At 39.1% G+C, this 24104-nt stretch carries 20 protein-coding genes and 1 riboswitch; of the genes, 18 read left to right on the top strand and 2 right to left on the bottom strand.

Annotation, left to right across the window (positions count from 1 at the left end):
- Nucleotides 1-3: 3 nt before the first annotated feature.
- From pheT to CEF19_RS04915, 10 genes are all read left to right on the top strand, one after another.
- A complete protein-coding gene (pheT, locus tag CEF19_RS04960) occupies nt 4-2430 on the top strand; it encodes a phenylalanine--tRNA ligase subunit beta (protein ID WP_100405056.1) in 2427 nt (808 codons plus the stop codon).
- Between the two features lie 180 nt (nt 2431-2610).
- Nucleotides 2611-2886, top strand: coding sequence for a cell division protein ZapA (zapA, locus tag CEF19_RS04955; protein ID WP_100405055.1), 276 nt, complete (start codon nt 2611-2613; stop codon nt 2884-2886).
- A gap of 1 nt (nt 2887) precedes the next feature.
- Nucleotides 2888-3427 carry a CvpA family protein gene (locus CEF19_RS04950; RefSeq protein WP_100405054.1) on the top strand — a complete coding sequence of 180 codons (540 nt, stop codon included), beginning with the start codon at nt 2888-2890 and terminating at the stop codon, nt 3425-3427.
- Between the two features lie 238 nt (nt 3428-3665).
- The gene (gene polX / locus CEF19_RS04945; RefSeq protein WP_100405053.1) at nt 3666-5378 is read left to right on the top strand and encodes a DNA polymerase/3'-5' exonuclease PolX; all 1713 of its coding nucleotides are present in this window, start codon (nt 3666-3668) and stop codon (nt 5376-5378) included.
- 57 nt (nt 5379-5435) lie between these two features.
- Nucleotides 5436-7790 carry an endonuclease MutS2 gene (locus CEF19_RS04940; protein ID WP_100405052.1) on the top strand — a complete coding sequence of 785 codons (2355 nt, stop codon included), beginning with the start codon at nt 5436-5438 and terminating at the stop codon, nt 7788-7790.
- 14 nt (nt 7791-7804) lie between these two features.
- Nucleotides 7805-8218 (top strand): DUF350 domain-containing protein, encoded by a 414-nt coding sequence (locus CEF19_RS04935; protein WP_100405051.1) that lies wholly within the window; start codon nt 7805-7807, stop codon nt 8216-8218.
- Between the two features lie 188 nt (nt 8219-8406).
- A complete protein-coding gene (locus CEF19_RS04930) occupies nt 8407-9171 on the top strand; it encodes an enoyl-CoA hydratase (protein ID WP_100405050.1) in 765 nt (254 codons plus the stop codon).
- 150 nt (nt 9172-9321) lie between these two features.
- Nucleotides 9322-9636 (top strand): thioredoxin, encoded by a 315-nt coding sequence (gene trxA / locus CEF19_RS04925; RefSeq protein WP_100405049.1) that lies wholly within the window; start codon nt 9322-9324, stop codon nt 9634-9636.
- A 178-nt stretch (nt 9637-9814) separates the two neighbouring features.
- The gene (gene uvrC / locus CEF19_RS04920; RefSeq protein WP_100405048.1) at nt 9815-11590 is read left to right on the top strand and encodes an excinuclease ABC subunit UvrC; all 1776 of its coding nucleotides are present in this window, start codon (nt 9815-9817) and stop codon (nt 11588-11590) included.
- 72 nt (nt 11591-11662) lie between these two features.
- Nucleotides 11663-11851, top strand: a riboswitch (Lysine riboswitch).
- A gap of 125 nt (nt 11852-11976) precedes the next feature.
- Complete coding sequence (locus tag CEF19_RS04915; RefSeq protein WP_100405047.1) at nt 11977-13209, top strand: aspartate kinase; 1233 nt, start codon at nt 11977-11979, stop codon at nt 13207-13209.
- Between the two features lie 128 nt (nt 13210-13337).
- On the opposite strand, the gene CEF19_RS04910 is transcribed toward CEF19_RS04915, so the two are convergent.
- Nucleotides 13338-13739, bottom strand: coding sequence for a YslB family protein (locus CEF19_RS04910; RefSeq protein WP_100405046.1), 402 nt, complete (start codon nt 13737-13739; stop codon nt 13338-13340).
- Between the two features lie 124 nt (nt 13740-13863).
- On the opposite strand from CEF19_RS04910, the gene CEF19_RS04905 reads away from it, so the two are divergent.
- The 4 genes from CEF19_RS04905 (at nt 13864) to sdhB (ending at nt 18712) form a co-directional block, all read left to right on the top strand.
- Complete coding sequence (locus tag CEF19_RS04905; protein ID WP_100405045.1) at nt 13864-15210, top strand: TrkH family potassium uptake protein; 1347 nt, start codon at nt 13864-13866, stop codon at nt 15208-15210.
- Nucleotides 15211-15550: 340 nt separating this feature from the next.
- Nucleotides 15551-16180, top strand: a complete 630-nt coding sequence (locus tag CEF19_RS04900; RefSeq protein ID WP_100405044.1) for a succinate dehydrogenase cytochrome b558 subunit — start codon at nt 15551-15553, stop codon at nt 16178-16180.
- 13 nt (nt 16181-16193) lie between these two features.
- A complete protein-coding gene (gene sdhA, locus CEF19_RS04895) occupies nt 16194-17963 on the top strand; it encodes a succinate dehydrogenase flavoprotein subunit (protein WP_100405043.1) in 1770 nt (589 codons plus the stop codon).
- Nucleotides 17960-18712, top strand: a complete 753-nt coding sequence (sdhB, locus tag CEF19_RS04890) for a succinate dehydrogenase iron-sulfur subunit (protein WP_100405042.1) — start codon at nt 17960-17962, stop codon at nt 18710-18712. Before sdhA ends, sdhB begins: the two co-directional genes overlap by 4 nt.
- A gap of 111 nt (nt 18713-18823) precedes the next feature.
- Here the strand turns inward: sdhB and CEF19_RS04885 are convergent, their stop codons facing one another.
- Nucleotides 18824-19048, bottom strand: a complete 225-nt coding sequence (locus tag CEF19_RS04885; protein ID WP_100405041.1) for a helix-turn-helix domain-containing protein — start codon at nt 19046-19048, stop codon at nt 18824-18826.
- A gap of 622 nt (nt 19049-19670) precedes the next feature.
- Between CEF19_RS04885 and CEF19_RS04880 the strand changes: the two genes are divergently transcribed.
- The 4 genes from CEF19_RS04880 (at nt 19671) to CEF19_RS04865 (ending at nt 24053) form a co-directional block, all read left to right on the top strand.
- Nucleotides 19671-19934, top strand: coding sequence for a phosphocarrier protein HPr (locus CEF19_RS04880; RefSeq protein WP_100408210.1), 264 nt, complete (start codon nt 19671-19673; stop codon nt 19932-19934).
- A gap of 5 nt (nt 19935-19939) precedes the next feature.
- Nucleotides 19940-21661, top strand: coding sequence for a phosphoenolpyruvate--protein phosphotransferase (gene ptsP, locus CEF19_RS04875; protein ID WP_100405040.1), 1722 nt, complete (start codon nt 19940-19942; stop codon nt 21659-21661).
- Nucleotides 21662-21866: 205 nt separating this feature from the next.
- The gene (gene racE, locus CEF19_RS04870; RefSeq protein ID WP_100405039.1) at nt 21867-22664 is read left to right on the top strand and encodes a glutamate racemase; all 798 of its coding nucleotides are present in this window, start codon (nt 21867-21869) and stop codon (nt 22662-22664) included.
- A 306-nt stretch (nt 22665-22970) separates the two neighbouring features.
- Nucleotides 22971-24053, top strand: a complete 1083-nt coding sequence (locus CEF19_RS04865; protein ID WP_100405038.1) for a GerMN domain-containing protein — start codon at nt 22971-22973, stop codon at nt 24051-24053.
- Nucleotides 24054-24104 lie beyond the last annotated feature (51 nt).

The following is a 24104-nucleotide window of genomic DNA, read 5'->3' as shown; positions in this document are numbered from 1 at the left end:
ATTATGTTAGTATCTTATAATTGGTTACAAGACTATGTGAAAATAGATGACATTCGTGCTGCTGAAATTGCTGAGAAGATGACAAGAGGCGGCATTGAAATTGATATCATTCATCAACTAAACAACGGAATATCAGGAATTGTCGTTGGACATGTATTGGAATGCACTCAGCATCCAAATGCAGATAAGCTTAATATATGTAAAGTGGATATCGGAGAAGAAGAGCCAGTTCAAATTATTTGTGGTGCTGCAAATATCGGTGCTAATCAAAAGGTCGTTGTCGCAAAAGTTGGAGCAGTTTTACCGGGGAACTTTAAAATTAAGAAAGCAAAGCTTCGTGGTGAAGCGTCCCATGGTATGATTTGTTCCTTACAAGAGCTTGGGATAGAAAGCAAGCTTGTTCACAAAGACTTTTCGGAAGGAATTTATGTATTCCAAGAAGCCGTTGAAGTTGGAAGTGACGCGCTAAAAGCATTGAATTTGGATGATGAAGTGCTTGAGCTTGATTTAACGCCGAACCGAGCGGATTGTATGAATATGATTGGTGTTGCTTATGAGGTAGCAGCTTTATATAGCCGTGATGTAATGCTTCCATCTATCCATGTCACAGCGAGTGAGGAGAAGTCTTCTGACTATGTTACTGTCAACGTTGAAGCAAAGGAAGATAATCCTTATTACGGAGCAACCATTATTAAAAATGTAAAAGTAGGGCCATCTCCATTATGGCTGCAAAACCGATTAATGGCAGCAGGCATTCGTCCGATAAGTAATGTTGTCGATGTGACGAACTATGTTTTACTCGAATATGGTCAACCATTGCATGCTTTTGATTTTGATCGCTTTGGCTCAAAAGAAGTCCTTGTCCGCCGGGCGAAAGCCGGAGAAAAAATAGTCTCGTTAGATGATGTCGAACGAGAATTATCTAGCGAACACCTCGTAATTACAAATGGTATCGATCCAATGGCAATTGCCGGCGTAATGGGTGGGGCAAAGTCGGAAGTTTCAACTGACACGACAACAATTTTGCTAGAAGCGGCTTATTTTAAAGGATCGACGGTTCGGAAGGCTTCACGCGATTTAGGATTACGTAGTGATTCAAGTGCACGTTTTGAAAAAGGAATTGACCCAAGACGAGTAAAAACAGCTGCTCAACGTGCAGCCACTTTAATTGCGGAATTGGCAGGTGGTACGATTCTTTCGGGTGTCGTTGAAGAGGATACTCTCCAAATTGAAGAACCAATTGTTACGATTGCCTTATCGAGAATGAATGAGCGTCTTGGTATGAAATTATCTACTGAAGAAATTCAAAGCATTCTGACGAGACTTCGCTTTGAGTTTAGCCTAAACGGGGATAACGTTAGTGTGAAAGCACCCTCACGTCGTCCAGATATCCGAATTGAAGAAGACATTATAGAGGAAGTTGCCCGGTTATATGGGTACGATAATATCGCGACAACATTACCAGAGGGAAAGACAACACAGGGAGCGTTAACCACCTATCAAGCAAAGCGCCGTCAAGTTCGTCGTTTCTTAGAGGGGGCTGGTCTTTCGCAAGTCATCACATATTCCTTAACAACTGCCCAAAAAGCAAAAGGGTTTGCTGGTGAGTATGCTGGTAAAGCACCGATTCGACTAGCAATGCCGATGAGTGAAGACCGTAGTACGATGAGAACGAGCTTAATTCCTCATTTGTTTGATGTACTAACTCATAACTTAAATCGGAAAAATAATGATGTTCATGTTTACGAAATGGGATCAGTCTTTACTAGTGAAGAGGAAACAATAACGAAGCAACCAAATGAACGTGAAATGGTAGCGGGAGCTTTAACAGGGATGTGGCATGAGCATGCGTGGCAAGGGGAGAAAAAACCTGTTGATTTCTATGTGGTAAAGGGAATTCTAGAAGGGATTTTTGCAGAGCTTGGACTAGAAGAGGAGATTGACTTTGTACAAGCTAAGAAACCAGGGTTACATCCTGGACGTACGGCAACAATTACTTTTGCTGGCCAAGAGATAGGGTTTATCGGTCAAGTTCACCCTACAACTCAAAAAGCAGAAGATTTGAAGGAAACATATGTGTATCAGCTTGATTTAGAAGTAATACTTTCTTACGAAGCAAAACCGGTACTTTATGAAGCTCTTCCACGTTTCCCGGCAATCGGCCGGGATATTGCACTAGTTGTTGATAGAGACCTTGCATCTGGGGATGTAAAATCGGTCATTGTTGAAGCAGGAGGAGAACTATTAAAAAGTGTTCGCTTGTTTGATTTATATCAAGGTGAACATATGGAAGCAGGAAAGAAATCGTTAGCCTTCTCGCTAACATACTTTGATCCAGAACGTACATTAACTGACGAAGATGTGACGACAGTTCATGAGAAGGTTCTTGCGAGGTTACAAGAAAAAGTAGGGGCAACCCTTAGAGGATAGTTTGAAAGCAGTCACGATTGTGACTGCTTTTTCAAAGGAAAAAGAACGATTTGATGAGTATTGCCTTATAGTATTTTAAAAGTATACTGCTGACGGTACTAACATTATATTTCCAACAGTGACGGTTCATGTTATGATAGAGTGTAGAATTTTGTTCAGAAACAGATTGGAGGCATTTGGGTGGCAGATAAAGATGTAAAGCAACGGACAACTGTTACGATATATGGTCAGCAGTACACGGTTGTCGGTCAGGAGTCACCTGCTCATATAAAAGAAGTGGCCCAATATGTTGACCAGAAGATGAAAGAGATAAAAAAACGTAGTCCGTATCTAGATACAACGCGTTTAGCAGTTTTAACGGCAGTCAATGTCGTCGATGATTATATGAAAATTCTAAAAGACTCCCCTAAAATAGAAGATTCAAATGAACGGGAACAATCGACAGGAGACAAATAACATGCTTAGCTTTCTTTTACTGTTTTTAATGCTCTGTAGTTTTTTTATAGGAAGAAGACGAGGATTTATTCTACAAGTGATTCATCTTGTTGGATTTGTCGTATCTTTTATTGTAGCATATAAGTATTACAGTGAATTAGCTACATTTGTTCGCTTGTGGATTCCTTATCCTCAGTTTCCTGAAGATAGTCCGGTTGGTATGATCGTTAATACCCTTAATGGAGAACATGTATATTATTCTGGCATTGCATTTGCGATTTTGTTTTTTGGGACTCGAATAATCTTACAAATTTTCGGTTCAATGCTCGACTTTGTCGCACATCTTCCGATTTTACGTTCGGTTAATGGTTTATTGGGTGGAATTCTTTGTTTTTTAGAGGCCTATTTAATTTTACTAGTTATTCTTTTAGTTGCCGCACTCTTACCGGTTGAACTTGTACAGGAAGCCCTACAAAATTCAATAATTGCACAACTAATGATTAATCACACGCCCTTTTTATCTGGATGGCTTGAAGAAATTTGGGTACGAAATGAATTATAACATCGAGGCTTCTCCATAAACGGAGAAGCCTTTTTAGAAAGATATCATAGCTATCTTAACGAATAGCAATGGCCTTTAAGCACTTAAGTTTACTATGAGTGCGTTTCTCGTAGCAGGCGCGCAACGTGTGGAGCCATTGTTTCTTCCTCGAATCTGCTAAAAGGGACTTTTTCAGTGGCTTCGGGGTTAAGCGTTGATTTTGTAACGAAAATCGGTATCATGAAAGTGAGGAAGAAACATGAATGTGAATAAGAAAGATGTTTTAAAAGTCCTTGAAACGATAGCTATTTATTTAGAGATAAAAGGGGAAAATACATTTAAAGTGTCTGCGTATAGAAAAGCGGCACAAGCACTAGAGACTGATGAACGTACCTTAGATGAAATCAACGATCCATCAACATTAAAAGGAATAGGAAAAGGAACTGCAGAGGTAATTAATGAATTTGCGAAAACGGGAGAATCCTCTTTACTTGAAGAACTAAAGAATGAACTACCAGCCGGACTTCTCCCCCTCTTAAAACTATCAGGTCTAGGTGGAAAAAAGGTCGGAAAACTTTACCAAGAGTTAGGGATTATTGATTCTGTTTCACTGAAGCTTGCATGTGAACAAGGAGAGGTTCGTGATTTAGCAGGATTCGGCAAAAAAACAGAAGAGAAGATCCTTCAAGCACTTGAAGAATTTAATACACGACCAGACCGTCTAGCTCTTCCTCTCGTAATCCCAGTTGCCGAGAAAATTGAAAACCAACTCGAGTGTTTTGAAAAAGTTGAACAATTCTCAAGAGCAGGGAGTTTGCGACGGTTACGAGAAACGGTAAAAGATTTAGATTTTATTATTGCGACCGACGATCCTACTCGTGTACGGGAACAATTATTAGAACTTGATAACATTACCACGATAATTGCTAGTGGCGAAACAAAAGTCTCCATTGAAGTGATAAGCGATTTTCCTATATCAGTTGATTTTAGATTGGTAACACCGGCTGAATTTGCCACAACCTTGCATCATTTTACTGGATCAAAGGATCATAATGTGAAGCTCCGTCAAATAGCGAAAGCGCGTGGAGAAAAAATTAGTGAATATGGTGTTGAGAATGTGGAAACAGGCGACATCAAAACGTTTAAAACGGAAGAAGCCTTCTTTCAATACTTTGATTTGCCTTTTATTCCACCTGAAGCACGAGAAAATCAAGGAGAAATTGAGCGTTTTCAAACGATGACCAATTACGTCACACTCGATAAGATAAAAGCAGACCTTCATATGCATACGACGTGGAGTGATGGGGCTCAATCGATTGAAGATATGGTTAATGCCGCAAGAGCAAGAGGGTATCGATATATTGCAATTACAGATCATTCAAAATTTCTAAGAGTAGCAAATGGATTGACTGAAGAACGCTTACGTGAACAGCATACGAAAATTCGGGCTCTGAACGAACAACTTGACGATTTTACGATTTTCACGGGAATCGAAATGGACATACTTCCAGATGGGTCCTTAGATTATAGTGATGAGGTTTTGGCTGAGATTGACTTTGTTATTGCTTCAATCCATTCCTCGTTTACTCAGTCGAAAGAAGTCATTATGAACCGATTAAAAACAGCACTCATGAATCCACATGTAGATTTAATTGCTCATCCAACTGGGCGGTTGCTTGGACGCAGAGACGGCTATGATTTAGATGTTGAAGCGCTGATTAAGCTAGCGAAAGAAACGAATACAGCTCTTGAGTTAAATGCTAATCCACATCGATTGGATTTATCTGCTCATTGGTTAAAAAGGGCTGAAGAAGCTGGGGTCATTCTTTCGATTAATACCGATGCGCATAATTATAGTATGCTAGAACATATGAAATACGGAACTGGATTGGCTCGTAAGGCAATGTTGAATGCTGACAATGTATTAAACACCTGGTCAGTAGACCGTTTTAGAACATTTTTAAAACGTTGAATCATTTCGTCAGTTAAGCACGTATAAGATATGGATTTAAAAAAGGGGTTTACGAAAATGAAGCGTGTACTAAGAGTATTAGAATATGAAAAGATGAAGCAACAGCTACTTGGTCATGTTTCATCTTCTCTCGGACGACAAAAAATTGAAGAGCTTGAACCCTCAATTCAATTTGAAGAAGTACAGCAATGGCAATTTGAAACGGCGGAAGGAGCACAGGTCCTCAGGCTAAAAGGACATATCCCTTTAGGTGGTATATTTGATGTAAATGCTCATGTGAAGCGAGCGAAAATTGGCGGAGCTCTTTCAGCATCTGAACTAATTGAAGTAGCGAGTACCATCTATGGGGGAAGACAACTAAAGAAGTTCATTGTTATGATGGTGGAGGAAGAGGAGGTCGAACTTCCGCGTTTATTTGATTATGTTACTCAAATCGAACCTTTGATAGAGGTAGAACGTGCGGTAAAGCAATGTATTGATGATAATGGTCATGTCCTCGATTCAGCGAGTTCAGCCTTGCGCACGATTCGTCATCAGGTCAGAAGTTATGAATCAAGTGTTCGCTCTAAGCTTGAGAGCATCACACGGTCATCAAATACGCAAAAAATGCTTTCAGATGCGATTGTTACGATACGGAATGAACGGTTTGTTATCCCTGTAAAACAGGAGTATCGAAGCTCTTTTGGCGGAATCGTCCATGATCAGTCAGCATCAGGAGCTACGCTATTCATTGAGCCACAGGTCATAGTTACTTTGAATAATCAGCTACGTGAAGCCAAAGTAAAGGAATCACGAGAAATTGAACGAATTTTAGCAGAGCTATCAGATTTAGTTGGTGAATGTGCCGATGAACTCCTTGTTAACTTAAATGTGCTAGCAATACTAGATTTTATCATTGCAAAGGCACGCTATGCAAAGCAAATTAAGGCGTCCGAGCCTAAATTAAATGAGACAGGATATGTTGCATTAATAAAAGCTAGGCACCCGTTAATCGACCAAGATGAAGTTGTCCCCATTGATGTTGAACTTGGTGGCGAATTTCGCTCCTTAATTATAACGGGACCAAACACAGGAGGAAAGACGGTTACCCTTAAAACAATTGGCCTACTTACTTTAATGGTGCAGTCTGGGCTCCAAGTACCAGCGGAGTACGGATCTGAAATGGCCGTCTATCAAAAAGTATTTGCAGATATTGGCGATGAGCAGTCAATTGAACAAAGCTTAAGTACCTTTTCATCTCATATGACTAACATTGTCAATATCCTAGATAAAGTCGATTTTCAAAGCCTTGTCCTTTTTGATGAACTAGGAGCTGGAACGGATCCGACGGAAGGGGCGGCATTAGCGATTTCGATCTTGGATGACGTTTATCGGCGAGGTGCGTGTGTCGTAGCCACGACCCATTATAGTGAATTAAAAGGCTATGCCTATAACCGCGAAGGCGCGATGAACGCAAGTGTTGAATTTAACGTTGAAACACTAAGACCCACGTACAGATTATTAATTGGGGTTCCAGGCCGGAGTAATGCATTTGCTATTTCACGAAGATTGGGCTTAAGCGAAAAAGTTATTGAACAAGCAAAACAACAAATCGATAGTGAGTCCAACCATATAGAAAATATGATTGTCTCTCTAGAAACAAGTCAAAAATCTGCAGAATCCGAGTGGGAAGAAGCGGAAAAAATCCGTGAAGAAGCAGAAGGACTTCGCAAAGAATTAATTAGCCAGCTTGAAGAGCTCGAGAAAGAGAAAGAACGTATTTTAGAAGAAGCCGAGACCAAAGCCACGAAAGCAGTAGAAAAGGCGAAGGAAGAAGCAGAATTTATTATTGAAGAGCTTCGTGAAATGCAAAAGGAAGGTCTTTCAGTGAAAGAGCATCAAATTATTGATGCGAAAAAACATTTGGAAGAAGCTACACCTAAACTCACGACACAGCAAAAGAAAGTTAAAAAGCTAGCAGAGGCAAAAAGAAAGATTAAAACAGGGGATGAAGTAAAAGTTCTTAGTTTTGGACAAAAGGGATCTGTGATTGAACAAATCAGTGACGATGAATTCCAAGTCCAGATGGGCATTATGAAGATGAAGGTCAAGCGTGATGACATGCAGCTACTAGAAAAAGCAAAGCAAGTTGAAACTAGAGCGATGGCAATGCTACAAGGAAGTGGCCATGTAAAGCCTGAATTAGATTTGCGTGGTGAACGATTTGAAGAGGCGATGACGCGAGTCGAGAAATACATTGATGATGCCTTGCTCGCAGGATACCATCAAGTTTCAATTATTCATGGTAAAGGTACTGGGGCTCTTAGAAAAGGTGTAAAAGAGTTAGTTAAACGACATCCCCATGTGAAGGGAGCTCGTGATGCTGCGATGAATGAAGGTGGGCTTGGCAATACCGTCATCGAGCTTAAGTAAGCGAGGAGAAGTATATGGAAAAATTATTTGAGATTGAGTTTGTTCAAACTGCAGCCTATTATAGTGTATCGGTCTTAGCGCTCCTCGTATTTTTAGCCATTTTCGAAACGGTCACCAAGTATCGAAATTGGGAAGAAATTAAGAAAGGAAATATGGCTGTAGCTTTAGCAACCGGAGGAAAAATTTTTGGGGTTGCGAATATTTTCCGCCATTCAATTGAGCATGCTGATAGGTTACTAACTATGCTTGGTTGGGGAGTTGTAGGATTTTCTTTACTACTTTTAAGTTATTTTATATTTGAATTTCTAACACCCTCATTCAAAGTAGATGAAGAACTTGCACGTGACAACCGTGCTGTCGGGTTCATTTCGCTAGTGATATCTGTTGGACTTTCGTATGTAATTGGAGCTAGTATCATTGCTAGATGAGGGATGTTGAGGAGAGAGTATTGTGGAAACGTTAATGAAGATATTATATGTATGCTGTGCAGCCTTTTTTCTTGCAGGTATTGCTTATATAGTTTTTTTTACATGATGATAAATTACCGTGCCACTCTTTTTTTAGGGTGGTATGTGTTTTTAGAAAATAGAGAACGCTTTCAATTGGAGTGGTAAACATGGATTTTATTCAAATTGAAGTTGAAAATAAGGTCGCTTTGGTCACGATAGTGAGACCACCTGCAAATGCGTTATCAAAACTTTTAATTAAAGAGTTAGATGAAACGTTTTCTTTTATTGAAGATGAGCCTGATATTCATGTTATCGTTGTTTGTGGTGAAGGTCGTTTTTTTGCAGCTGGGGCTGATATTATAGAATTTGTAAAAGTTGAAAGTGGAGAAGCCTTTACTGAGATTGCTAAAGCAACTCAAAGTTTTTTTAATCGAATTGAGCAAGGCTCAAAGCCGGTCATTGCTGCGATTCATGGGGCTGCGCTCGGTGGTGGGTTAGAGCTAGCCCTAGCCTGCCATATTCGTTTGGCGACTGAAGACGCAAAGCTAGGACTTCCTGAGCTTAATTTAGGGATTATACCTGGCTTTGGTGGAACTCAGCGTTTACCGCGGCTAATTGGGAAAGCAAAAGCGCTTGAATTAATGTTAACTGGTGAGCCTGTTAGTGGAAAGGAAGCTTTAGATATAGGGTTAATTAATGCTATACATTCTAAAGAAAATCTGATCGATGAAGCAAAAATACTTGCTCTGAAGATAGCGGAAAAAAGCGAATTAACAACAAGAATGGTACTTGAATTAATGAAATACCAAGAAACGAATTTGAAGGAAGGATTAAATCAAGAAGCTTTACTATTTGGTCAAGCCTTTGAATCTGAAAATGGAAAAGAAGGAATTCAGGCTTTTATTGAGAAACGAAAACCAATGTTTAAATAGAAAAGTCTCACAAGTCCTAAGATAAGCATTCTATTTGTTTTTCTACTTAGAAAGAGGGTACAATAGCAACGAAGCAACTTATTCGCCACACATTAGCGTGAATGGTATAATCAAGTTGGAACACTTTAACAATCGAAGGAGGCTATTACGATGGCTATTGTACATGCAACAGATCAAAATTTTGCTTCTGTAACAAACGAAGGGGTCGTGCTTGCAGACTTTTGGGCGCCTTGGTGCGGACCTTGTAAAATGATTGCCCCTGTCCTTGAAGAGCTAGACTCTGAAATGGGAGATAAAATTAAAATTGCAAAACTTGATGTCGATGAGAATCAAGAAACAGCTGGTAAATACAGTGTTATGAGTATTCCAACACTTCTTGTATTTAAAGACGGCGAAGTGGTGGATCAAGTCGTAGGATTCCAACCAAAAGAAGCTTTATCAGAATTACTAAACAAGCATTTGTAAGAGGAAAACGGCCGTGTTCTCAAATTTGAGGGTACGGTTTTTTTTGAAGATAAGAAAGCTACTGAACAGCTTTTCTTATTGCTTGACGGATGAAGAGGAGTTAAAGGCATCTTCCAACTTTTCATACTTGAAAAATTCTCGACATTCGCCAACAATAGAGAGAGAAGGGGGGAAGAAGATGAATTATTTAAAAGAAAAACTAGCTGTTCTCCCTGCTCAACCTGGATGCTACCTAATGAAAGATCGCCAAGGTACGATTATTTATGTCGGTAAAGCAAAGTTGTTAAAAAACCGAGTCCGATCTTATTTTACTGGATCGCATGATGGAAAAACACAGCGTCTTGTCAGTGAGATTGTTGACTTTGAATATATTGTAACGTCATCAAATATTGAAGCACTCATTTTAGAATTGAACCTAATAAAAAAGTACGATCCAAAATATAACGTCATGTTAAAAGACGATAAATCCTATCCATATTTAAAAATTACAAATGAAAAGCATCCGCGCTTAATTACAACTAGACAAGTAAAAAAAGATGGTGGAAAGTATTTTGGTCCTTATCCCAATGTGGGGGCTGCCACTGAGACGAAGAAAATGCTAGATCGTCTCTACCCGTTGCGAAAGTGCCGAACATTACCTGATAAAGTGTGTCTTTATTATCATATAGGACAATGTTTAGCGCCTTGTGTGGTGGAAGTTACAGATGAGCAGAATCAAAGTATGGTTCAAGATATTACGAGATTTCTTCGTTCAGGTCATGATGAAATCAAAGCTCAGCTAACAGAAAAAATGATGAAAGCATCTGAGGATTTAAACTTTGAGCGGGCAAAGGAGATTCGTGATACGCTCTCGCATATGGAGGCAGTGCGTGAAAAACAGAAAATGACAATAAATGACCATGTGAACCGAGATGTGTTCGGCTTTGCCTACGATAAAGGTTGGATGTGTGTCCAAGTTTTTTTCATTCGCCAAGGTAAATTAATTGAACGTGACGTATCCGTCTTTCCATTTTATAAAGATGCAGCTGAAGACTTCTTAACATTTATCGGCCAATTTTATTTAAAAAAAGAGCATATAAAGCCGAGTGAAATTCTTGTACCAGAAGTAGCAGATGTTGAGTTAGTTGAGGAGCTCTTAAATGTAAAAACCTCTTATCCTAAGCGCGGAAAGAAAAAGGAGTTAGTTGATCTTGCGACTGAAAATGCAAATGTTGCTTTAAAGGAAAAATTCTCTCTCATTGAAAGAGATGAGGAACGCACGATTAAAGCGATTGAAAACTTAGGTCAAGCAATGGGGATAGCCACACCTTATCGAATTGAGGCCTTTGATAATTCAAATATTCAAGGAACTGACCCTGTATCGGCAATGGTGACCTTTATTGATGGAAAACCAAGTCGGAAAGATTATCGGAAATATAAGATTAAAACCGTTAACGGGCCAGATGATTACGGGTCTATGAGAGAGGTTGTTCGCCGGAGGTATGTTCGTCTTCTTAGTGAACAACTACCCTTACCTGATTTAATTGTTATCGACGGGGGAAAGGGACAAATAGCAATAGCACAGGAAGTGATAGTAGATGAGCTTGGATTATCAATACCAGTTTGTGGCCTTGCTAAGGATGAGAAACACCGGACATCACAATTGTTAAAGGGAGATCCACCTGTTATTGTTCCGTTAAAACGTGACAGTCATGAGTTTTACTTATTACAAAGAATTCAAGATGAGGTGCATCGTTTTGCAATTACGTTTCATCGTCAAACAAGATCAAAAACATTTTTTCAATCAATTCTTGATGACATACCGGGAGTTGGAGAAAAGAGGAAAATGAACTTATTAAAACATTTTGGTTCAGTCAAAAAAATGAAAGAGGCAACGATCGAAGACTTTATACAGCAAGGAATACCGGAAAAAGTTGCTGAAGCAATTTATGAGAAATTAACATTAGAAAAATAATTAAAACTTGCGTAGTTTAGTAATCTTTGCTAAAATAGTAACCAATTGAATATGTGCCACGCTTCAATATGAAGTGATGGTAGAGGCGCGAAAACCATGAGTAGCTAGTAATAGAACGATGAGGTTCATTGACGACATGTGAAAGGGGAATTCGCCGAAGTTTAAGTGAAACTCATAATCGCTTATGCTGGACTTGTGTTGAACAAGCACAAGGCTGTCACATAACCACACCCATAGGTTATGTGGAGAACTATCTCACGTGAGAAAAGGGGAGCAATGTGGTACCAGTCTTGGTATTTTCAAGCAACAGTGAGGGGTTTTCCTTATTGTTGCTTTTTTTGTTACCTTTTGATTGCGTTTCGAGTGTGTGGAGAGGATGAAAGTAAATGGCAAGAATCGTACAAAAATACGGTGGAACATCTGTAGGGTCAGTGGAAAGAATTGAGCATGTCGCTAGTCGAGTGGAGAAATCTTATACTGAAGGAAATGAAGTAGTCGTCGTTGTTTCAGCAATGGGGAAATCAACCGATCAATTAGTTGAGTTAGCAAAAGCTATCACCGATTCACCTAGTAAGCGTGAAATGGATATGCTTCTATCGACAGGCGAGCAAGTCACAATTGCTTTATTAACATTAGCGCTTCAAAAAAGAGGCATTGATGCTGTCTCATATACAGGCTGGCAAGCAGGGATAGAGACAGAAGACACCCATGGTAACGCTCGTATAACCAATATCGATACAGCTAGAATTGAAATGGAGTTAGTTCAAAAAAAGATTGTCATTGTCGCCGGTTTTCAAGGCGCATCGAGACTAGGAAATATAACGACACTAGGACGCGGCGGCTCTGATACGACGGCTGTTGCATTAGCTGCAGCTTTAGAAGCAAACCGTTGTGATATTTATACGGATGTCACAGGGGTGTTTACGACAGACCCCCGTGTGGTCAAACAAGCTAGAAAGCTTCAAGCTATTTCTTATGACGAAATGTTAGAAATGGCCAATTTAGGTGCAGGAGTATTACATCCACGAGCTGTGGAATTCGCGAAAAATTACCAAGTACCGCTAATGGTTGCTTCAAGTATGGTAGATGAAATAGGGACAATGATTGAGGAGGAAGTAACAGTGGAACAAAATCTAGTCGTGCGAGGAATTGCATTTGAAAATGATGTAACAAAGGTAACCGTATCAGGATTACCAAATAAAATTGATACATTACCAACATTGTTTAAGGCGCTATCAGAAAACAATGTCAATGTCGATATTATTGTTCAAAATCAGTTAGATGCCGAGCATGTTAATGTTTCATTTTCAATTACAGAATGCATCATTGTCGAAACGTTAAGAGCTCTTGAACAGGTAAAGGAAGAGTTGGGATTTACTGAGATTACTCATGAAGGTGAACTTGCGAAAGTATCAATTGTAGGTTCTGGAATGGCCTCAAATCCTGGAGTTGCTGCATCGATGTTTGAAGTGCTTGCACAGAATGATATCTATATAAAAATGGTTAGCACGTCAGAAATCAAGGTATCCGCAGTCATTGACGAGGAGAATATGGTTTTAGCGGTTGAAGCATTGCACGAAGCTTTTAGGCTAGCTGAGGAAGTCGAAGTTGTATCCTGAAGTACGCACATATTAAAAATGAATAGTATATGTTTCTAAATGATTTTGTGAGTTAAATAAATCAATGTGCCTGCTATGAGTGATCAATTCATAGCAGGATTAAAAGAAAACAACGGCTGTAAAGCTTTCTATTTTTCAACTGCATCGTGGGTGTCAGTTTGTACTTGTAAAAGGACGTAATCACGCTTCACGTGATAAATTGATTCGGAAATAAAGCCTACTAAACTTTCCACCTGTTGAGCTAAAAAGCCAGACTCTAACTGGTAACAACGTGAATCGTATTTTCCCATCCATGGTCCACGGAGTTCAAATCTACGTTCCTGTTTCTTTTCTTTTACAAGAGATAGGGATCCCCATTCAGCTCTATTAAAGAACTCAATCGTTTCCTCAATTGAATGTAGGGGGTACTTACGAGCTAAAGCTTTCCCACTCCAATATAATAGAGCATCATGCTCTTGACCGAGTAACTCATTTAATAAATCGTTACGAATCAAATCATAACCAAATAACTGGGTTTCATTCGCTTCCATTTTTAAAACACACCTCTTTCTTATCTCATTATAATCGGGATGCCATTTTTTCTCTAGACCTTCTAGATTCAATATTTCAAGAGTGGTATACTTAAGCTCGAATAAATGCGGAGGTTTTAAATGTATGAGATCCTCAATGAGTCAATTTTTAAGTCCTTTTCGTGTCATCATCATTGCTTATATTGTTGCAATGGTCCTTTTTAGTGTATTACTTTATTTACCTATCTCACATTTACCTGGTGTGAATGTTTCTTTCTCTGAGGCGTTATTCACATCAGTTAGCGCAGTAAGCGTAACAGGGTTAACAGTTGTTAACGTCTCTGAGACCTACAGCTATATTGGGGTTATTTTTCTTTCTTTGGCAATTCAACTTGGAGGTATAGGGGTTATGACTTTAGGTACCTTTGTGTGGATGCTTTTTGGACGAAAAATCAATCTATCACAACGAATGCTTATTATGGTCGACCAAAATCAAAATCAATTTGCTGGCTTAGTTAACTTAATGAGAGGTATTTTGTTTGTTGCACTTATTATTGAATTGATTGGTACAATAATATTAGGTAGTTACTATCTGCGTTATTTTGATACGGCATTTGAAGCTTATTACCAAGGTGCCTTTGCGGCCTTAAGTGCATTTACAAACGCTGGGTTTGATGTGACTGGTCAATCATTAATCCCCTTTGCTGATGATTACTACGTTCAGCTTGTGACGATATTACTTATTTTTGCAGGAGCGATAGGATTTCCAGTACTTTTAGAATTAAGAGCATATTTCTCAAGGGAAAATCCTAATTTTAAATTTAGCTTATTTACGAAAATTACGACAACAACTTATTTCGTTGTGTTCCTTATTGGTGTGATCGGAATTTGGGCTTTAGAAAGTGGCAATTATTATGTGGGCTTGGAGTGGCATCAACAATTATTTTTTTCATTATTCAATTCGGCAACGACAAGAAGTGGTGGTCTAACGATAATGGACGTCTCTGACTTAGGACAAGCAACCATCCTCTTTATGTCTGGTTTAATGATTATTGGTGCGAGTCCATCTAGTGTAGGTGGCGGTATTCGAACAACGACCATAGCTGTAATGTTTCTAACGATCAGAAGTTTTGCTTTAGGGAAAGATGATGTTAAAGTATTTGGGCGTGAAATCCATCCTGAGGACCGACAAAAGGCGTTTATTGTTCTTTCTGTATTTTTAGTAATGTTATTTGCTGCAGTAACGTTAATTGTTGCATTTGAAGGCCAACAGATATCCCTTAGTGCAATTATTTTTGAAACAGCATCAGCTTTTGGAACTTGTGGATTATCAATGGGGATTACACCAGAACTATCCTTTCCAAGTCAGTTTATCTTAATTATTTTAATGTTTATTGGTCGAGTTGGGTTGATTGCATTCTTATTTTCGGTTCGGCGCAAAGAAACAAAAAGCCATTTCAAGTATCCAACAGAAAGAATTATCATCGGTTAATATATTAATATATATTTTTTTTAAAAGAGGCTTTGTCATACCCCCTTATTTTTAGTAAAATAAGAGGGGAGAAAAGGTCTTTTTTTCTTTCCTAAACAAGGATTGCAGCTATATTAAAATAAGTAAAAGCTTGTATACGTTTTCTTGACGAGGTTATCCGATGGGAGTACAATTAATTTGTCGTTTTTTTCACAGAAACTTTATAAAGGTTTCACATTTTCGTAGAATTTCCATATCCCGATATTTCGCGGTGGGGAGGTACACATTATACGAAGAAAAGAGAAGAAAGATCTGTTTAGGAGTATGGATAGGGACAAAAACATTTTTGGGGGGAAAAGGTATGGCAAGTAATCGAGAGTATTTTAATCGAAAGTTACATTCCTTACTTGGCGTTATACCAATTGGACTATTTTTAGTTCAACATTTGGTCGTCAATCATTTTGCAACTAAGGGAGCAAGCGCATTTAATCAGGCTTCACATTTTATGGAAGGTTTACCTTTCCGTTACGCACTTGAAATCTTCGTTATTTACATTCCAATTTTATTTCATGCAATTTATGGACTTTACATTGCGTTTCAGGCGCGAAATAATACAAGCCGTTATGGATTCTTCCGAAATTGGATGTTTCGCTTACAACGAATTTCAGGTATCATCCTCTTAGTCTTTATTGCTTGGCATGTATGGGAAACTCGAATTGCAGCAGCATTTGGAGCGGAAGTTAACTACAATATGATGGCAGACATACTTAGTTCACCATTTATGTTAGTTTTCTATATTATTGGTGTTGTGTCAGCTACATTCCACTTAGCAAATGGTCTTTGGTCATTCGTAGTATCGTGGGGAATTACAGTATCACCTCGTTCACAACAAATTGCAACATATGTAACGATAGCAATTTTCGTCGTATTAACGTTTGTCGGGATTCGTGCAATCCTAGCATTCATTAATCCAGACTTAGCAAACATTTAAGGAGTGGGTCAATATGAGTAAAGGAAGAGTTATTGTTGTCGGAGGCGGACTAGCTGGTCTGATGGCAACAATTAAAGCAGCAGAAAAAGGCGTTCCAGTCGATCTTTTTTCGTTAGTTCCTGTTAAACGTTCTCACTCTGTATGTGCGCAGGGCGGAATTAATGGAGCAGTTAACACAAAAGGGGAAGGCGATTCTCCGTATGAACACTTTGATGATACTGTTTATGGAGGCGACTTTTTAGCAAACCAACCTCCTGTTAAGGCGATGACAGAGGCTGCGCCTGGTATTATTCATTTAATGGATCGTATGGGTGTTATGTTTAATCGTACGCCAGAAGGCTTGCTTGACTTCCGTCGCTTTGGTGGAACTCAACATCATCGTACAGCGTTTGCTGGTGCTACGACTGGTCAGCAGTTACTTTATGCATTGGACGAGCAAGTGCGTCGTCATGAAACAAGTGGTCTTGTAACAAAGTATGAAGGATGGGAATTCCTTTCAGCTATTGTTGATGACGAGGGTACCTGTCGGGGAATTACTGCTCAAAACTTAAAAACATCAGAAATCCACAGTTTTGCAGCTGATGCAGTAATTATGGCCACTGGTGGTCCTGGAATTATTTTTGGTAAATCAACCAATTCTGTAATTAATACGGGATATGCAGCCGCTAAGCTTTACGAGCAAGGTGTTTACTATGCAAATGGTGAATTTATTCAAATTCATCCAACGGCCATTCCTGGAGATGATAAGCTTCGTCTAATGAGTGAATCAGCCCGTGGTGAAGGTGGACGTGTATGGACATACAAAGACGGTAAGCCATGGTACTTCTTAGAAGAAAAATACCCTGCCTACGGAAATTTAGTGCCACGTGATATTGCAACACGTGAAATTTTCGACGTCTGTGTTGAGCAGAAGCTTGGAATTAATGGAGAGAACATGGTGTATTTGGACCTTTCTCACAAAGATCCTAAAGAGCTTGATATTAAGCTTGGTGGTATTATAGAGATTTACGAAAAATTCATGGGTGATGACCCTCGTAAGGTACCAATGAAAATCTTCCCTGCTGTTCATTATTCAATGGGTGGTATGTGGGTTGATTACGATCAAATGACTAATATTCCTGGTTTGTTTGCTGCGGGTGAATGTGATTATTCACAGCATGGTGCAAATCGTCTCGGTGCAAACTCTTTATTATCAGCTATTTATGGCGGTATGGTTGCAGGTCCGAATGCGGTTAATTACATTAATAGTCTTGAAAAATCGGCAAGTGACCTGTCATCTTCAGTATTTGAAAATGAAGTGAAGAAGGAACAAGAGACGCTTAATAAGATTATGACTTTGGACGGAAAAGAGAATGCCTATATTCTTCATAAAGAGCTTGGTGAGTGGATGACTGATAACGTAACAGTTGTTCGTTACAATGAAAAGCTTCTTAAAACAGATGAAAAGATTCAAGAATTGATGGAACGCTACCAGAATATTAACATTAATGATACAGCGAAATGGAGCAATCAAGGGGCTTCGTTTACACGTCAGTTAGATGGCATGCTTAAACTAGCACGAGTGATTACAATGGGAGCTTATAATCGTAATGAGAGCCGTGGTGCTCACTTTAAGCCTGATTTTCCTGAACGTAATGACGAAGAATTCTTAAAGACAACAAAAGCAAAATACAATCCTGAGACAAAAGCGCCTGTGTTTGAGTACGAGGAAGTTGACACATCATTAATTCAACCGCGTAAGCGTGACTATTCTCAAAAGAAACAAGGAGCTGTTAAATCATGAGTGAAAAAACAATTCGTTTCGTTGTAACACGACAAGATGACCCGAACAGTACTCCTTATAACGAGGAGTTTCAAGTACCTTACCGTCCGAATATGAACGTTATCTCCGCATTAATGGAGTTTCGTCGTAACCCCCTTAATTCAAAGGGAGAACAGACAACACCAATTGCTTGGGACATGAATTGTCTTGAAGAGGTTTGTGGGGCATGTTCAATGGTTATTAATGGTAAGCCACGTCAATCTTGTACAGCGCTTGTCGACCAACTTGAACAACCAATTCGTCTTGAACCAATGAAAACATTCCCAGTTGTTCGTGATTTGATGGTTGATCGCAGTCGTATGTTTGATTCATTGAAAAAGGTTAAAGCATGGATTCCAATTGACGGTACGTACGATCTTGGTCCAGGGCCACGTATGGCGGAAACGAAACGTCAATGGGCATATGAGCTTTCAAAATGTATGACTTGTGGTGTATGCCTTGAAGCTTGTCCAAATGTGAACAGCAAGTCCGATTTCATTGGTCCTGCTCCGCTTTCACAAGTTCGTTTATTTAACGCACATCCCACTGGTGAGATGAATAAAGCTGAACGTCTTGAAACAATCATGGGAGACGGTGGCCTTGCTAATTGTGGTAATTCTCAAAACTGTGTGCAATCATGTCCTAAGGGAATTCCTTTAACGACATCTATCGCTGCATTAAACAGAGAAACAACTCTTCAATCATTCAAGAACTTCTTTGGTGGTAATTAATTAATGTAAAAAGGCTTCTCCTAATGGAGAAGCCTTTTTTTCTCGTATGAAACTAAAAACCAGAGTCCTTATAGTATGAATAACTGGTTTTTAGTTTTAAACTCATATGAACTATATTTCAAGCTCCCCTAGTCTGATGAGTTCAATAACGGCTTGGGAGCGCCCCTTGACCCCCAATTTCTGCATTGTATTGGAAATGTGATTTCGAACAGTTTTTTCACTTATGAAAAGCAGTTGAGCAATATCTCTTGTCGTTTTGTCTTGCACAAGTAGCTCGAATACTTCGCGTTCCCTTTTCGTAAGTAAAGGTTTAGGTCCAAATTCTGCTCCTTTCAATGAGTTCACTCCTTCTTGCTCAGGCTAAAAGCGATGTGGTTTCTCAGTCCCACGAGTTGAAGGGGTTTAGTCATCATAGTATATGTGGATTTGAGAACTCTTGTGATACGTAAAGAACAAAAATAAGTTAAAAAGTATGAGGAATATGAGGCTGTCGACTAATTAAAATTCAGGAAATACATTTTTAAAGTCTAAGAATCTTATACATCTATTGAAAGACGAATTTCAATTATGGTATAATGTGACTAATCTTATTGTAAACCTATTGGATAATCGCTTTTTTAGTTCTTATTCAATTGGACAATTGCCTGGTATTGTTCTTTTTCTAAAGCTTTCAAGCATACATAGTGGTCGCACTTTAATTTACGTGTTACTGACTCGATCAGGCATGAGTAAGGAAAGTGTATATGGGGATAGGATGGGGTACTCTAAATTAAGTACATCATCATTTCGTCATGTGCGTTTCTTTGCTGGTGTCTTTTTTAGTATGCTTGGAGTGTGAACCGTTTTCAAACTTTTTTCCTAAACAGAAAAATACTGGAAATGAATTAGGTAAATTTGCATAAGAGTTAGCAAAGTTATTTACATCCAAAATTCTTTTATCGAAAGAGGTTGATTAATGATGGCAGAAAAAACATTTAAAATCACAGCAGAAACAGGAATTCATGCGCGTCCAGCTACACAATTAGTGAATAAAGCAGGACAATATTCTTCAGATATCACACTTGAATTCAAAGGTAAGTCTGTAAACCTGAAATCAATCATGGGTGTTATGTCTCTTGGAGTAGGTCAAGGTGCAGAGGTAACAGTCAAAGCTGAGGGATCCGATGCTAGTGAGGCTTTAAAAGGAATTGAAGAAATCATAAAAGATGGGTTAGGTGAATAAATAACATGCAACAAACTCTTACTGGCATCGCTGCATCAGCAGGTGTTGCGATTGCTAAGGCTTTTGTTCATGAGGAGCCTACTTTCAACATAGAACGACTGAACATTGAAAACGTAGAAGATGAAATAGGGCGGTTGCAGGATGCACTCTCTGTGTCAAAGCAAGAGCTTTCGGCAATTCGTGACAAAGCAGAAGCAGAGTTAGGTGCTGATAAAGCTGAAATTTTTTCTGCTCATTTGCTTGTTTTAAGTGATCCTGAATTAGTGGATAGTGTTTCAGATAAAATTAAATCAGATGGTCAAAATGCCGAGTTTGCTTTAAATGAAGTGGCAAATATGTTCATTACGATGTTTGAAAATATGGATAATGAATATATGAGAGAACGAGCGGCAGACATCCGTGATGTGACAAAGCGAGTGCTAGGTCATTTACTCGGAATTGAGGCGCGTTCTTTGGCTACTCTTGTTGAAGAAACGATTGTGATTGCGGACGACTTAACCCCTTCAGATACAGCTCAGTTAAATCCCGTTTTCGTCAAGGGGTTTGCTACAAACGTTGGAGGCAGAACCTCTCATTCAGCAATCATGTCACGGTCTTTAGAAATTCCTGCTGTAGTTGGAACAAAGGAAGTAACCACTCAAGTGAAAACTGGTATGATGGTTATTGTTGATGGTCTGGATGGACAAGTCATTATTGAGCCTACAGAAGCTCAGCTAACTGAGTATCGCAAGAAAAAGGCCGATTATGATAAACAGAAAGAAGAATGGGCAAAGCTCGTTTTAGAATCAACTGTTTCTAAAGACGGGGAACATGTAGAGTTAGCTGCAAATATCGGAACGCCAAAAGATTTGGACGGTGTTATAGGTAACGGTGCAGAAGCTATTGGTCTATATCGTACTGAATTCTTATACATGGGGCGCGACAATCTTCCGACTGAGGATGAACAGTTTGAAGCCTATAAAGAAGTTGTTGAACGAATGGAAAATAAGCCAGTCGTAATCCGAACGCTAGATATAGGTGGAGACAAAGAATTACCCTACTTAGATTTACCGAAAGAATTAAATCCATTTTTAGGATTCCGTGCCATTCGTTTATGTCTAGAAGAGCAAGGCATTTTTCGAACGCAACTGCGAGCATTACTTCGAGCAAGTGCATTTGGAAACTTGAAAATTATGTTCCCGATGATTGCAACAATGGAGGAATTACGTCAAGCGAAACAAATGTTACAAGAAGAGAAGGACAACCTTTTAGCAGACGGTATTGAAATATCTGAACAAATTGAGGTTGGAATCATGGTTGAGATCCCGTCAACTGCAGTTGCTGCTGACCTGTTTGCGAAAGAAGTTGATTTCTTTAGCATTGGGACGAATGACCTTATTCAATATACTATGGCTGCAGACCGAATGAATGAACGGGTCTCCTATTTATACCAACCATATCATCCGGCTATTTTACGCTTAGTAAAAATGGTCATCGATGCCGCTCATAAGCAAGGAAAATGGGCGGGGATGTGTGGTGAAATGGCTGGAGATGAAATTGCCATTCCGTTACTGCTTGGTTTAGGTTTGGATGAATTTAGTATGAGTGCTACATCTATATTGCCGGCTAGAAGTCAAATTCTTAGTCTATCTAAGACTGAGCTTTCTCAATTTGCAGAAGAAATGCTTCAACTTAGTACTGCAGATGAAGTAGAGCAACAAGTTAGAGAACAATTTATAAACGCTTAAGGTGAAAAAGCAATTGTCCTAGGGCAATTGCTTTTTCAGTGTGATGCTTGCAATTCGAAACAAAAACATACACAATAATAAAATGGTAGATAACTAGAAATAACCATGTATCATCCATTTGCGAAATGAATACTGTGATATCAACCAGAGAAGTTTATAAATCTAATCTTTCTATTAAAGAAATGAAGAAATTGAGGGAGTATTGTTGGATAGACCAATTGGAGTAATAGATTCAGGATTAGGTGGATTGACGGTAGCTAAAGAGCTTCTCCGCCAATTACCAAAGGAAGAAATTGTCTATATAGGCGATTCTGCTCGTTGTCCATATGGCCCTCGTTCGGCTGAAGAGGTGAGGGCTTTCACTTGGGAAATGATTAATCGTTTAATGGAAGAACGAATGAAAATGCTAGTTATTGCTTGTAATACAGCAGCGGCTGTTGTGCTTGATGAAGTAAAAAGAGAATTAGCGATCCCTGTTGTAGGGGTTGTACACCCGGGAGCGATTAGTGCTTTAAAGGTGACTAAATCCGACCATGTAGCTGTTATTGGGACAACTGGTACGATTGAAAGCCGAGCATATGAAAAAGCGCTAGTTTCGATTAATAGTCAAGTGAGGGTTGAGAGTCTAGCTTGTCCTCCTTTTGTTCCGCTTGTTGAAAGAGGTGTATTTGAAGGAGAAGAAGCGCGAGAAATCGTTGCGGAAGCACTTCATCCACTTAAGAAAAAAGGCTTCGATACGCTGATTCTAGGTTGTACCCATTATCCTTTGCTACGTCAGGTCATCCAAGAGGAAGTAGGCGATGAAATCCAATTGATTTCGTCAGGGGATGAAACGGCGAGAGAGGTGAGTGGGCTCCTTTATCATAAGGGGCTCCTATATACGAAGGATAGAAATCCTCAGCATTCGTTTTTCACAACTGGAAATGCGGATAATTTTAAATGTCTTGCTGATAAATGGCTTGAGATGAATGTGGAACGTGTAAGAACGATAAAGCTAGGCTAAGAAAGGAAACCTGATTAAGCAAACATGCTTAATCAGTTTTTTTTTTTTGAAAAGAGAAGAAAGTAGATAGTTAGTATTTTTAGGAGAAGCTTTTTTGTAATTAGCAGAAGAACAAGTCCTCCACACACTGGGCGTCTCCTACAAGAAGAGCATTTGAAGATGACCTAAAACCTGACAGCGGTGTACGCTCCTTGCTTCTTAAATAGGGCTGCAGTGTAGCTTTTTCTTAAAAACTAAGACAAAGTTGGTCTATTTTGTATGGAGGCTCGTATATATGTAGTACAAACCATCTTAGGAGGGAAAACAATGCGCAAAGTATTTATAAAAGGAATTCCTGTATTGTTATTTACTACACTAACTGTAACGGCTTGCTCGTTTGGTTCAGATGAGGCGATGAATGAAATGGACACACCTCCTGTAAATTATGTGGAGGAAGGAGATTCATTAGATATTGAAGAGTTGAATGAGGAATTGCCGGGAGAAGAAGCCCCTGATGCGCAAGGTCCAGACGATGAAGAAAATGTAGATAAGATTGAACGCGAAATCTATCTTATTGATTCAAATGGTCTTGTTGTCCCTCAAACGCTATCGCTACCAAAAACGGAGGGTACGTTACGACAATCGCTTGAATACCTAGTAGAAGGCGGTCCGATAACTGAAATATTACCGAATGGATTTCGTGCGGTCATCCCCGCTGGAACGGTCGTTGATGTACATTTAGAAGATGGGACAGCGATTGCTGATTTTTCGAATGAATTCAAGGAATACAACCCAGATAATGAACAGCAAATTCTTCAAGCGATTACTTGGACACTAACACAATTTGAAAATGTAGACCGAGTTCAAATTCGTATAAATGGATACGACCAGGAGATGATGCCTGTAAATGGCACACCGATTGGTAAAGGGGTCAGTCGTGCGAATGGAATTAATCTAGAGGCTGACCAAGTTGTTGATGTGGTGAATAGTAATGAAGTTAATCTGTATTTCCTAGCGCAAAATGGTGAGGATACGTACTATGTTCCTGTTACTCGACGCGTAAACTTAGGTAAAGATGCAGTAAAGACTGCAGTTGAGGAATTGTTAAATGGCCCCTCGTATCATACAAATTTACTTACGGATTTTAGTAAAGATGTTGCATTAATTGATGACCCTATGTATGAAAATGGTGTTGTTACATTGAATTTTAATGAAAGTATTTTAAATCAATTGCAAGGTGCCGCTATATCTGAGGAAGTGATGAGCATGCTTGCACTTACCTTGACAGAACAAGAAGGTATTGAGAAGGTAGCTATCCAAGTAAATGGTGAGAGTAATATTATGCAAGAAAATGGAGAAATGGCTAAACCAGTCGCAAGACCAAGTCTTGTGAATAAAGGTAGTTATTAACCCAAAGAATCAGGAAAAAAATTGGAGTTACGCATACTTTTTTATTATAAT

This window comes from Bacillus solitudinis (assembly GCF_002797395.1).
GTDB classification, from domain to species: domain Bacteria; phylum Bacillota; class Bacilli; order Bacillales; family Bacillaceae_D; genus Halalkalibacter_A; species Halalkalibacter_A solitudinis.
Note: the sequence above shows the minus strand (reverse complement) of the source record. Positions and strands in the feature narration are given on the sequence as shown.